Below are 12,493 nucleotides of genomic sequence, written 5' to 3'. Positions count from 1 at the left end.
CTACCCATCCTGCGATCTCAACCCGGATAGGTGTAGGCCGTCTTCACCGTGGTGTAGAACTCGCGGGCATAGGAGCCCTGTTCGCGCGCGCCGTAGCTCGAGCCTTTGCGGCCGCCGAACGGCACGTGATAGTCGACGCCGGCGGTCGGCAAATTGACCATCACCATGCCGGCCTCGCTGTTGCGCTTGTAATGCGAGGCGTATTTCAGGTTTGTAGTGCAGATGCCAGACGCAAGGCCGAACTCGGTGTCGTTGGAGATCGCCAGCGCCTCCTCATAATCCTTGGCGCGGATCACGCAGGCGACAGGGCCGAAGATCTCCTCGCGGGCGATCCGCATCTGGTTGGTCGCCCCGGTGAACAATGCGGGTTGCAGATAGAAGCCGGGCGTCTCGCGGTTCAGCAACTCGCCGCCCCAATGCAGGCGGGCGCCTTCGTCCTGGCCGATCTTGATGTAGCGCAGATCCTGATCGAGCTGGCTCTGGTCGACCACCGGGCCGACATGCACGCCGCTCTTCAGCGCGTCATCCACCGAAAGCCCCTTCATGCGCTCGGTCATCGCATCGACGAAGCGGTCATGAATGCCTGCGGTGACGATCAGGCGCGAGGACGCCGTGCAGCGCTGGCCGGTCGAGAAATAGGCGCCGTTGACGGCGACTTCGACCGCGACCTTGACGTCGGCGTCGTCGAGCACGACCAGCGGATTCTTGCCTCCCATCTCGAGCTGGAACTTCTTCATCGGGTTGGAGAGCACGCAGGCCTGCGCGATCTTGCGGCCGGTCTGCACCGAGCCGGTGAAGGAGATCGCGGCGACATCGGGATGGTCCAGCAGGGTCTGGCCGACCACGGAGCCCGAGCCGATCACGAGGTTGAACACGCCGGCGGGAATGCCGGAGCGGGCGATGATCTCGGACAGCGCGTGCGCGGAGCCCGGCACCAGCTCGGCCGGCTTGAACACGACCGTGTTGCCGTAGCACAGCGCCGGCGCGATCTTCCAGGCCGGGATCGCGATCGGAAAATTCCACGGCGTGATCATGCCGACGACGCCGACCGGCTCGCGGGTGATCTCGACATCGAGACCGGGACGCACCGACGCGCCCTTCTCGCCCATCAGCCGGAGCGCCTCGCCGGCGAAGAACGCAAAGATCTGTCCGGCGCGCGCCACCTCGCCGATGCCCTCGGGGAGCGTCTTGCCTTCCTCGCGCGCCAGCAGGCGGCCGAGCTCTTCCTTGCGGGCGAGGATTTCGACCGAGATCCTGGTCAGCGCGTCAAAGCGCTCCTGCGGGGTCGAGCGCGCCCAGGCCGGGAAGGCGGCCTTCGCCGCGGCGATCGCCTTTTCGGTCTGCGCCCTGTCGGCTCTGGCGTATTCGCCGACCACGTCCTTGGTGTTGGAGGGATTGATGTCCCGCGTAATGCTGGTTCCGTCGACCCATTCGCCGGCGATGAAGTTCTTCTGGTGAGCGGTCATGTTTCTCTCCAACTTTCTTGTTAGCGCACGAGGCAGGGACGCTTGTCGTCGAAGGTCCAGCCCGGGATCAGGAACTGCATGGCCAGCGCGTCGTCGCGGGCGCCGAGACCATGCTGCTTGTATAGCGCGTTCGCCGCCTCAATGGCACCGCGATCGAGCTCGATGCCGAGGCCCGGCCGGTCCGGGATCGCGATCTTGCCGCCCTTGATCTCTAGCGGCTCCCGCGTCAACGCCTGGCCGTCCTGCCAGATCCAGTGGGTATCGATCGCGGTCACCTTGCCCGGCGCGGCGGCACCGACATGGGTGAACATCGCCAGCGAAATATCGAAATGATTGTTGGAGTGCGAGCCCCAGGTCAGGCCGTTGTCGCGGCAGGTCTGCGCCACCCGCACCGAGCCCTGCATGGTCCAGAAATGCGGATCGGCGAGCGGAATGTCGACCGCCCCGAGCCGCAGCGCGTGAGAGAGCTGGCGCCAGTCGGTCGCGATCATGTTGGTCGCGGTCGGCAGCCCCGTGGCGCGGCGGAACTCGGCCATGATCTCGCGGCCGGAGAATCCGGCTTCGGCGCCGCAGGGATCCTCGGCATAAGCGAGCACGCCATGCATGTTGCCGCACAGTCGGATCGCCTCGTCGAGCGACCAGGCGCCGTTCGGGTCGAGCGTGACGCGCGCCTTGGGGAAACGCTTGGCAATCGCGGCGACGGCTTCGATCTCGGCTTCGCCCGCGAGTACGCCGCCCTTCAGCTTGAAATCGGCGAAGCCGTAATGCGCCTGCGTGGCTTCGGCGAGGCGCACGATCGCGTCCGGCGTCATCGCCACCTGATGGCGCAGATTGAACCAGTCGGGCTTGCCGGTCTCGCCCTCGACGTAAGGAAGGCTGGTCTTCTTGCGATCGCCGACGAAGAAGAGATAGCCGAGCGTCTCGACTTCATTGCGCTGCTGGCCTTCGCCGAGCAGCGCTGCGACCGGGAGGTTGAGATGCTGGCCGAGCAGATCGAGCAGCGCTGATTCCACCGCGGTGACCGCGTGGATGGTGACGCGCAGGTCGAAGGTCTGCTTGCCGCGGCCGCCGGCGTCGCGATCGGCGAAGGCCCGGCGCATCGAGGCCAGGATGTTGTTGCACGCTCCGATGGTCTGGCCGACCACGAGGTCGCGCGCGTCCTCCAGGGTTTTCTTGATCTTCTCGCCGCCCGGCACCTCGCCGACGCCGGTATGGCCGGAGTTGTCGGTGAGGATGACGAGGTTGCGGGTGAAGAACGGTGCGTGTGCGCCGCTCAGATTGAGGAGCATGCCGTCGCGGCCGGCGACCGGGATCACCTCCATCGCCGTGATCACGGGGGCGCCGGCAAAGCCGGTGCGGATCGCGTCTTGAATCATCTGCTCCTCCCTTCGTGCCTTGCCGTTCGGCTTATTCCGCCGCCTGCCGGGTCGCGGCCTGCGGCAGCTTCGCCACCAGCGCCGCGAGCTCGGCGATCTCCTGCGCGGTGAGATCGGTGAGCGGCGGGCGCACCGGGCCGGAATCGCGGCCGATCACCTTCATGCCGGCCTTGATGATCGACACCGCATAGCCCTTCTTGCGGTTGCGTATCGCGATCAGCGGCAGGATGAAATCCTTCAGTCCTGCATGGACGGTCTGATGATCGCGCCGGCGCACCGCGGCGTAGAACTTGGTGGCGAATTCCGGCACGAAGTTGAACACCGCCGACGAATAGGTGGTCACGCCCATGTCGAGATAGGGCAGCGCGAAGGTTTCCGCGGTCGGCAGGCCGCCGATATAGGTCAGGCGGTCGCCGAGCCTGGTGTAGACCCGGGTCATCAGCTCGATGTCGCCGATGCCGTCCTTGTAGCCGACGAGGTTCGGGCAGCGCTCGCAGAGGCGGGCCAGCGTATCCGGCTGCAGGATCGCATTGTCGCGATTGTAGACGATGACGCCGATCTTGACTGATGAACAGATAGCCTCGACATGCGCGGCGAGGCCGTCCTGCTCGGCATGGGTGAGATAGGGTGGCAGCAGCAAGAGGCCGTCGGCGCCGGCCTGTTCCGCGCCAACAGCGATCTCGCGCGCGATCGCGGTGCCGTAGCCCGTGCCGGCCAGCACGGGAACACGGCCCTTGGTCTCGTCGACGGCGATCTTCACGACCTCTGGCACTTCAGCCGGGGTCAGCGAGAAGAATTCGCCGGTGCCGCCGGCGGCGAACAGGCCGGCGACGTCATAGCCGCACAGCCAATCCATGTTGGCGCGGTAGGTCGCCTCGTCGAACGAAGTGTCAGGCTTGAACGGGGTCACGGGGAAAGACAGGAGGCCGCTGCCGATTCTCGCGGCCATCTCCTGCGGGGTCATCTTGCTCATGGCGCCACTCCTTGAATGATGTTGGGAAGGATGCGCGAGCAGCGCGCGTCCATGGCCGGGTTTCTAGGGAATGGTTCGATGCGCGTCCAAGCCAAACGCGGTATCGAGCGATGCCAACTCTGCATCAATCTCCGCGCAGCTGCGGCGCTGCGATTTCGGTTGCGATCTCGATCAGGGACGGCAGCAGCTGGTTCTCGTGATCGCGCCGCCACACCATGAACAACTCGACCGGGACCGGCGTGCGCAGCTTCAGCGGCTTCAATCGAACATCAGATATCTTTAGGCTGGCGGCGGCCTCCGGCACGATCGCGATGCCGAGCCCGGCGCGCACCATGGCGAGGATCGAGTGGATCTGGCTGAGATGCTGCACATAGCGCGGCAGCACGTCGGCGCGCGTGAACATCGACACCAGGAGATCGTGGAAGTAGCGCGCCTCGTAGGGCGAATACATCACGAAGGGCTGGTCGTCGAAATCCTTGATGCTGACGGCCTCGGCTGCGGCCAGCGGATGCTTCTTCGGGATCGCGGCGAGCAGCGGCTCGGCCACGACGCGGCGGCTGGCGAATTCCGGCCGTGCGATCGGCGGACGCAGCAGGCCGACATCGATCTGGCCTGTCGTGAGCGCCTCGAACTGTTCGCCGGAGACCATCTCCTTCAGCGAGAAATCCACCTCGGGCAGGCGGGAGCGGGCGGCTGCGATCAAATCGGGCAGGAAGCCGTAGGCGGCCGCCGCCGTGAAGCCGATCTTGAGCGAGCCGGTCTTGCCGAGCGCGATGCGGCGGGCGACCTGCGAGGCCGACTCGGCGAGCTTGAGGATCCGCCGCGCCTCCGGCAGGAAGCTGCGGCCTGCCGGCGTCAGCCGCACCGAGCGGCTGGTGCGCTCCAGGAGCGGCGCGTCGATGATGTGTTCCAGCACCTGGATCTGCCGGCTCAGCGGCGGCTGCGTCATGTTGAGCCGCGTGGCGGCGCGGCCGAAGTGCAACTCCTCGGCCACCGTGACGAAACAGCGGAGCTGGTTCAGGTCGAACATCGATGCTAGCCTGGAATGGATCGCCTTAGGATTTGTCCGTTCTAGCATCGATGCCTCCCACTGGCCAAGAAGACAAAGACGGCGGCCGAAGCCGCCGTTTTGGGTTTGTGCCGAACTCCATCCCCGTCATTGTGAGCGAAGCGAAGCAATCCATCGCGCGGCATATGCCGAAGCATGGATTGCTTCGTCGCTGTCGCTCCTCGCAATGACGGGGCGATAGACATGGGCGGCCTTGCTCAGGCCGCCTTCAGCTGCACCCGCTTGATCTCGCCGACGATGAACAGGTAGGCGATCGCCGCGACCAGCGCGTTGGCGCCGACGAACACCAGCGCGCCGTTGAACGAGCCGGTGGCGGCGAGGATGTAGCCGATGATGATCGGCGTGGTGATCGAGGACAGATTGCCGAAGGTGTTGAACAAGCCGCCGGAGACGCCGCCGGCTTCCTTCGGCGAGGTGTCGGAGACCACGGCCCAGCCGAGCGCGCCGATGCCCTTGCCGAAGAAGGCGAGCGCCATGAAGCCGACCACCAGCGCCTGGCTGTCGACGTAGTTGCAGGCGATGATCGCCATCGACAGCAACATGCCGCCGACGATCGGGATCTTGCGCGCCATGGTCAGCGAGCCGGTGCGGCGCAGCAGGTAGTCCGAGATCACGCCGCCGAGCACGCCGCCGACGAAGCCGCACAGCGCCGGCAATGTCGCGACGAAACCGGCCTGCAGGATCGAGAGCCCGCGCTCCTTCACCAGATAGACCGGGAACCAGGTCAGGAAGAAGTAGGTCAGGGTGTTGATGCAGTACTGGCCGATATAGACGCCGAGCATCATGCGGTTGGCGAGCAGTTGGCGGATGTGGTCCCAGCTCGGGCCGGAGTCCTGCGTCTTGCCGGCCTTCGCCGCATCCATGTCGACCAGCGCGCCACCCGCTTTGATGTAGTCGAATTCGGCCTCGTTGATCCCGGGATGGTCCTTCGGCTCGTAGATCGTCTTGATCCAGACGATTCCCATGACGATGCCGAGCCCACCCATCACGTAGAAGACGTGGCTCCAGCCATATGTGTGCGCGATCCAGCCCATCAGCGGCGCGAAGATCACGGTGGCGAAATACTGCCCGGAATTGAAGAAGGCCGATGCGGTGCCGCGCTCATTGCCGGGGAACCAGGAGGCGACGATGCGGGCATTGGCCGGAAACGACGGCGCCTCGGCGATGCCGACCAGGAAGCGCAGACCGAACAGCAGCACCACGGCCGCGCCGGCGGAGAGGAACCCGACCAGGCCCTGCATCGCGGTGAAGATCGACCAGACGATGATGCCGATGGCATAGACCCATTTGGAGCCGAAGCGGTCGAGCAGCCAGCCGCACGGCACCTGGGCGATCACATAGGACCAGCCGAACGCCGAGAACACGTAGCCCATCGCGACGGGATCGAGATGCAGTTCCTTGGAGAGGGCGGGGCCGGCGATCGAGAGCGTGGCGCGGTCGGCATAGTTCACGGTGGTGACGAGAAACAGCATCGTCACGATCAACAACCGGACGCGGGATCGCCGCACGTCGGTGGCGGACACAATTGCGCTCATTCGCGCCTCCTTGGAAATTTCCTCGGGGTCTGTCCTAGAGAGGTGACGACAATGGGTCCAAGCCGAAACGGGTATTGATCCATACCGATTTTGAATGGATCGGCCCGGTGTCATTCCACCTTTGCCGCATTTGGATGCGCGCCATAGGCGTTCGCGGCCCATCCTTCGAGGCTTCGCTATGCGAAGCGGTCGGATCGCATAGCTCGCACCTCAGGATGACGCCTTGCCAGCGGCAGTCAATTAATGTACTTGTAGTACAGTTATTGAGGGCGCAGCGTCGCGCCGAGCTGACCGAGGTCGAATCTGCATGACCACGCCACGCGACTATGAGGTGTTCGAGGCAGGTTCAGTGACCTTGCAGGGCGGCGGCGTGTTTCCGCAACTTGCGCTCGCCTACAAGACCTATGGGACGCTGAACGCGGCCAAAGACAACGTCATCCTGTATCCGACATCGTTCTCCGCGCAGCATCATGACATCGAATGGCTGGTGCAGCCGGGTGGGGCGCTCGATCCCGCGCGCTACTTCATCGTCATCGCGAACCTGTTCGGCAACGGCCTGTCATCCTCGCCCTCGAATTCGGCCGAAGTGCTCGGCGGCGCGCCGTTTCCGGCTTTCACCTATCACGATGCCATTGCGATCCAGCGGCGGCTGCTGATCGAGCGATTTGGCGTGAGCAAGCTCGCGCTGGTCTACGGCTGGTCGATGGGCGGCATGCAGGCCTATCACTGGGCCGCGCGCTATCCCGACATGGTGGAACGTGCAGCCGTGGTCTGCGGCAGCGCAAGGTGCTCGCCGTACAACTATGTGTTCCTCGAAGCCGTGAAGGCCGCTTTGACCGCCGATCCCGCCTACCGGGACGGCCGCTTCGTCGGCAAGCCGACCGCGGGCCTTCGCGCGATGGGACGCGTCTATGCGGGGTGGGCGATGTCGCATGAATTCTATCGCGAGGAACTCTGGCGTGCGGCCGGCTTCAACTCATTGGAAGACTACCTCGCAGGATCATGGGATGGCGCGTTCGCGCGGCGCGATGCCAATGATCTGCTGGCGCAGGTCGCGATCTGGCAGGCCGGCGACATCAGCCGCTGCGATGAATTCGGCGGCGACTTCGACCGCGCGCTCGCCGCGATCAAGGCGCATGTGCTGCTGATGCCGGGGCGGACTGACCGCTATTTCGACCCGCGCGACAACGAGGCTGAGCTCGGCCGACTGGTCAATGCGCGCTCCGCGGCGCTGCACGCGATCCCCTCGATCCACGGCCACCGCGCCGGCAATCCGATCAACAACGCCGAAGACCGCGCCTTCATCAACGCCGAGATCTCGGCGCTGCTGCAACGCTGAGATGTGAGATCACCATGAGCACCGCAGAGACCAGTGATGCCGGACCCCGCCTGAAGCCGCTCAGCCCGCTGACGTTGCGCGACCTGTCGACCAAGTCGAACCTGGCCGGCGCGGTGCGCGCAGCAAGCCATTACGGGATGATCCTGAGCGTCGGCACGCTGATCTGGCTGGTCGCATCGCGCTATGGACTCGGATGGGCGCTGCCGCTGATTGCCATCCAGGGTTACTTCGTCGCGTTCCTGTTCATGGTGGTGCATGAGACCGCGCACAAGACCGCGTTCCGCAGTCCGGCGCTCAACCTTGTCGTCGGCAATCTTTCGGCCTTCATGATCGGATTGCCCTACCAGTATTACTGCCTGTTCCACTGGGACCATCACCGCTACACCCAGGATCCGGAGAAGGACCCGGAGCTGATCGTCGGTCCGAAGCCTGCGTCCGACACCCAGCTCGCGATCGCCTATTCGGGACTGCTGCAGGTGCTGGTCCGCATCCGCCTGATGTTTCGGCACGCGCTCACCGGAGAGGTGATCGTACCGTGGATTCCGCAGCACAAGCGCGCCGCGATCGTGAGGGAAGCAAGACTCTATCTCGCCGGCTATCTGCTGCTGCTCGCGGCATCGCTCGCGCTGCACAGCGCGATCCTGCTTTGGGTGTGGCTCGTGCCGCTGCTGGCCGGGCAGCTCATCCTGCGCCCCTATCTCTATGCCGAGCATACCGGCTGCGAGCGGACGCGCAGCGCGTTCGAGAACACGCGCACCACGATGACCGGCCGGATCATGAAATGGTTCGCCTGGAACATGCCGTACCATGTCGAGCATCACGCCTATCCGACGGTGCCGTTTCATGCGCTGCCAAAGCTGAATGCCATCGTCGATGGCCACATCGTCCATCGCGGGAGAAATTACCGCGCCGTGACGCGCGAGACCTGGGCCTGGTTCCGTCGTCAGCGCTCCGCCTGAGTGTTCAAGCGTCCGTGCGCGGACGCAGCACCAGGTTGACGAGGTTGCGGGCATAAGCCGACGAGAGCGGCTTGATGCCGAAGACATAGCGATAGAAGAGGCTGCCATAGATCGCGTCAAAGATGTCGCCGGGCACGCCAGGTGCGCCGATGCTGCCGTCGTTCTGGCCGGCGCTAATGATCTCGAGCATCTTGCTGCGGCGCAGGGCGAGATAGCGCCCGTAAAACAATTCTGCGGTGCCGGTCTTGGAAATGCATTCCGAGATCACCGCAAGCTGCACCCGTCCGAACTCGCCCTGCAATGCCTCGACATAGCTTGCGACATGGCGGCGGATCCGGGCCACCGGGTTACCCGTTGCAGGCAGCGGCACGGCGCGCGAGGCCTGGTCGAGGAAGGCATCGATCAGCAAGGCTTCGCGCGACGGCCACCATTTGTAGATCGTCATCTTCGAGACGTTGGAGTGTTTGGCGATCGCGTCGATGGTAGTGGCGGCAAGGCCGGTGGTCGCCATCAGCGTATAGGCGCTTTGCAGGATCGCGGCCGTGGTGGCGGCGGAGCGCGGCCGGCCGCGCCGCCCGGTTGCCGTGTCCTCCGTCTCTGCCTTGCCGCTCGCCATGGCCGGGATTTGCGTCCTGCGTCTTTGAATCAAAGTTTGGTGTGTCGAGCATAGCACGACATCGCAGCCGGTTTGAGAGCATTGCCGGTGCTTGAGCGAAGCGCCGGGCTTGCGCGCTTGCAACCAAAGTCAGATCATGCAGTTGATATTCGGCGCTGGCTTGTGATTCTTGCCTGGCAGTGTCGGCCGAACAGGTGGGCAGCAATGCGAGGACGGCCATGAGTGACCTGCTTCGCATTGCCATCGTGGGTTTCGGCGAGATCGCCGGCCGTCAGCACCTGCCTGCGATCGCGAAGACATCAGGTGCCGCATTGGTCGCGGTGGTCGATCCGGTCAAGACCCCGCCGGGCCTGCCGCATTTCCGCGATCTGCAGGAGTTGTTGCGCGACGGGCCCGAGATCGATGCGGTCGCGCTGTGCACGCCGCCACAGGTGCGTCATGCGCAGGCCACTACCGCGCTTGCCGCGGGCAAGCATGTGCTGCTGGAGAAGCCGCCGGGCGCGACGGTCGGCGAACTCGCGCCATTGATCGCGGCTGCGCATGAAGCGAACAGGACGTTGTTTGCGACATGGCATTCGCGCTACGCGCCCGCGGTCGGGCCGGCGCGGCAATTGCTCGCCGGCCGCGCGATCAGCAAGGTGAGCGTGGTCTGGAAGGAAGATGTCCGCGTCTGGCACCCCGGCCAGGCCTGGATCTTCGAAGCGGGCGGCTTCGGCGTGTTCGATCCCGGCATCAACGCGCTGTCGATCCTGACCGAGATCGTGCCGCATCAGGTCTTTGTCAGGAGCGCGGTGCTGGATTTTCCCGCCAATCGGGAGGCGCCGATTGCAGCGGAACTTGAACTCTCCGATCAGAACGGTTTGCCGATCCACGCCCAGTTCGATTTCCGCCAGACCGGCGTGCCGAGCTGGGATATCGTGTGCGAGACCGAGGCCGGGCCGGTGACGTTGTCGAAAGGCGGACGGCAGCTGCGCGACGGCGACCGGCTGGTGGTCGATGCCACGGGTGAGGAATATCCCGCGCTGTACCGCCGTTTCGTCGCGCTGACGTCGGACGGAAAATCCGACGTCGATCTCGCGCCCTTGCAGCTGGTCGCCGATAGCTTCATGCTGGGGCGACGGCGCTTCGTCGAGGCGTTCGAGGACTGAACATGACATCAGCCAACATTGCGCGCGCGCCCTTCGGCAAACTGCACGACGGCACGTTGGTCGAGCGCGTGACGCTGCGCGGCGAACACGGCTTCGAGGCCGCCATCCTCACCTTCGGCGCCACGCTGCAAGCGCTGCTTATGCCCGATCGCGACGGGCGTTGCGACGACATCGTGCTCGGCCACGACGAATTCGACGGCTATCTCGCGCAGCGCAAATTCTTCGGCGCGACCATCGGGCGCTATGCCAACCGGATCGCCGGCGGCCGCTTCGTGCTCGATGGGGAGGCGGTGAACCTCGAGGCCAACAACGGCCCCAACGCGCTGCATGGCGGGGCGCAGGGCTTTGATCGCAAGCTCTGGCGGATCGTCGAGCTCTCCGATGAACCGGGCCCGACATTGGTGCTGGAGCGCGAGAGCCCGGATGGCGAGGAGGGCTATCCGGGCAACCTGTCGACGCGGGTGACCTATCGCGTGCGCGCTCCGATGGAGCTTTCGGTCACCTACGAGGCGACGACCGACCGGCCGACTTGCGTCAACCTCACCAATCACAGCTTCTTCAATCTCGAGGGCGCGCGCTCGGGCGCGCAGATCCTCGATCATCGGCTGACCATCCCCTCAGACCATTTCCTCGCGGTCGATGCCACCGCGATCCCGCTACCGGAGCCGCCGCGCTCGGTCGACGGCACGCCGTTCGATTTCCGTAAGGCCACGGCAATCGGCGCCCGGATCAGGATGAATGACGAGCAGCTGCGGCTCGGGCGCGGCTATGACCACAATTTCTGCCTGGCGTCAGGCACCGGCCTGCGGCTGGCCGCGCGCCTCGAGGCGCCGCGCAGCGGCCGTGTGATGGAGCTGTTCACCGATCAGCCGGGATTGCAGTTCTATTCCGGCAACTTCCTCGACGGCTCGACCGCCGGCAAGGGTGACCGGCTGTACCGGCAATCCGATGCGCTGTGTCTCGAACCGCATGCCTGGCCGGACACGCCGAACCGGCCCGACTTTCCGTCGGCGCGGCTCGATTCCGGGCAAATCTATCGGCGCAGCATCGTCTATCGCTTTGCAACCGTGTGAGTGACGCCATGACCGATCGTGCCGCCGAACCGTTGATCGAAGACGTGCCTACATCCGTGCTGTCGGCCGAGCGCTGTCATCTCGGTGAAGGCCCGACCTATGATGCGTCAACCGACACGGCGTGGTGGTTTGACATCCGCGAGCGGCGCCTGTTCGAGCATCGTTTTGCCGACGGCGTCACCGTCATTCACGCGCTGCCGAACATGGCGAGCGCATTGGCGCGGATCGACGGCGAACGACAGCTGATGCTGACCGAAGATGGGCTTTATGTCCGGCAGGTCGCCGATGGCCGCCTCGAACTGTTCGCCGCGCTGGAGGCCGACAATCCGCTGACGCGCTCCAACGATGCCCGCGTGCATCCGTCCGGCACGTTCTGGCTCGGCACCATGGGGCGTCAGGCCGAGCCGGGTGCCGGCGCGATCTACGCGCTGCATCGCGGCCGCATCACGCGGCTTTATCCCGGGATCACGATCCCGAATGCGATCTGCTTCTCGCCCGCGGGCGATATCGGCTATTTCGCCGACACCGCGACCAACGTGCTGCACCGCGTGCCGCTCGATCCGTCAACCGGGCTGCCGACGGGCGAGCCAACCGAATTGATCAGGCATCGCGGTGTCGGCGGGCTCGACGGCGCGGTCGTCGATGCCGACGGGCTGATCTGGAACGCACGCTGGGGCGGCGGCTGCGTCGATATCTACGATCCGAGCGGCCGCCATTTGCGTTCGCTGAAAGTGCCGGCGAAGCAGTCGAGCTGCCCTTGCTTTGTCGGCCGCGATTTTTCACGCCTGCTGGTGACCTCGGCCTGGCAGGATATGGACGAGGCGCAGCGCGCGTCCGATCCGGGACACGGCCAAACCTTCTTGCTCGAGGCCGCGGCGCGCGGGCGTGCCGAGCCTGACGTCAAACTGTCCTGACGGAAGCGGGTGCGGGCCACCTTGT

At 65.1% G+C, this 12,493-nt stretch carries 11 protein-coding genes; 5 read left to right on the top strand and 6 right to left on the bottom strand.

What is annotated here, in order from left to right; translation table 11 throughout:
* Positions 1 to 17 precede the first annotated feature (17 nt).
* The 5 genes from ACVW17_RS37285 to ACVW17_RS37265 form a co-directional block, all read right to left on the bottom strand.
* Entirely contained in the window at positions 18 to 1,466 is a 1,449-nt protein-coding gene (locus tag ACVW17_RS37285; protein WP_456798852.1) for an aldehyde dehydrogenase family protein, read from the bottom strand.
* Between the two features lie 20 nt (positions 1,467 to 1,486).
* Positions 1,487 to 2,842, bottom strand: coding sequence for a glucarate dehydratase (gene gudD / locus ACVW17_RS37280; protein WP_456749757.1), 1,356 nt, complete (start codon positions 2,840 to 2,842; stop codon positions 1,487 to 1,489).
* A 31-nt stretch (positions 2,843 to 2,873) separates the two neighbouring features.
* Positions 2,874 to 3,815, bottom strand: a complete 942-nt coding sequence (gene kdgD / locus ACVW17_RS37275) for a 5-dehydro-4-deoxyglucarate dehydratase (RefSeq protein ID WP_456749756.1) — start codon at positions 3,813 to 3,815, stop codon at positions 2,874 to 2,876.
* 124 nt (positions 3,816 to 3,939) lie between these two features.
* Positions 3,940 to 4,845, bottom strand: a complete 906-nt coding sequence (locus ACVW17_RS37270; RefSeq protein ID WP_456749755.1) for a LysR substrate-binding domain-containing protein — start codon at positions 4,843 to 4,845, stop codon at positions 3,940 to 3,942.
* Positions 4,846 to 5,081: 236 nt separating this feature from the next.
* Positions 5,082 to 6,419 carry an MFS transporter gene (locus ACVW17_RS37265; protein ID WP_456798851.1) on the bottom strand — a complete coding sequence of 446 codons (1,338 nt, stop codon included), beginning with the start codon at positions 6,417 to 6,419 and terminating at the stop codon, positions 5,082 to 5,084.
* A gap of 307 nt (positions 6,420 to 6,726) precedes the next feature.
* Between ACVW17_RS37265 and ACVW17_RS37260 the strand changes: the two genes are divergently transcribed.
* Positions 6,727 to 7,758, top strand: coding sequence for an alpha/beta fold hydrolase (locus ACVW17_RS37260; protein WP_456749753.1), 1,032 nt, complete (start codon positions 6,727 to 6,729; stop codon positions 7,756 to 7,758).
* A gap of 14 nt (positions 7,759 to 7,772) precedes the next feature.
* On the top strand, positions 7,773 to 8,717 hold the full coding sequence (locus ACVW17_RS37255; RefSeq protein ID WP_456749752.1) for a fatty acid desaturase: 945 nt from the start codon (positions 7,773 to 7,775) through the stop codon (positions 8,715 to 8,717).
* Between the two features lie 4 nt (positions 8,718 to 8,721).
* Here ACVW17_RS37255 and ACVW17_RS37250 read toward each other — a convergent pair whose 3' ends face one another.
* Positions 8,722 to 9,333: a TetR/AcrR family transcriptional regulator gene (locus ACVW17_RS37250; protein ID WP_456749751.1), complete on the bottom strand. Its 612-nt coding sequence runs from the start codon at positions 9,331 to 9,333 to the stop codon at positions 8,722 to 8,724.
* Between the two features lie 218 nt (positions 9,334 to 9,551).
* On the opposite strand from ACVW17_RS37250, the gene ACVW17_RS37245 reads away from it, so the two are divergent.
* The 3 genes from ACVW17_RS37245 to ACVW17_RS37235 are packed head-to-tail and all read left to right on the top strand — an operon-like array spanning position 9,552 to position 12,468.
* Positions 9,552 to 10,481 carry a Gfo/Idh/MocA family protein gene (locus ACVW17_RS37245; protein ID WP_456749750.1) on the top strand — a complete coding sequence of 310 codons (930 nt, stop codon included), beginning with the start codon at positions 9,552 to 9,554 and terminating at the stop codon, positions 10,479 to 10,481.
* Positions 10,482 to 10,483: 2 nt separating this feature from the next.
* Positions 10,484 to 11,554, top strand: coding sequence for an aldose epimerase family protein (locus ACVW17_RS37240; RefSeq protein WP_456749749.1), 1,071 nt, complete (start codon positions 10,484 to 10,486; stop codon positions 11,552 to 11,554).
* A gap of 35 nt (positions 11,555 to 11,589) precedes the next feature.
* Positions 11,590 to 12,468 carry an SMP-30/gluconolactonase/LRE family protein gene (locus ACVW17_RS37235; protein WP_456756274.1) on the top strand — a complete coding sequence of 293 codons (879 nt, stop codon included), beginning with the start codon at positions 11,590 to 11,592 and terminating at the stop codon, positions 12,466 to 12,468.
* Positions 12,469 to 12,493 lie beyond the last annotated feature (25 nt).

The organism is Bradyrhizobium sp. USDA 4473, assembly GCF_054063335.1.
Note: the sequence above shows the minus strand (reverse complement) of the source record. Positions and strands in the feature narration are given on the sequence as shown.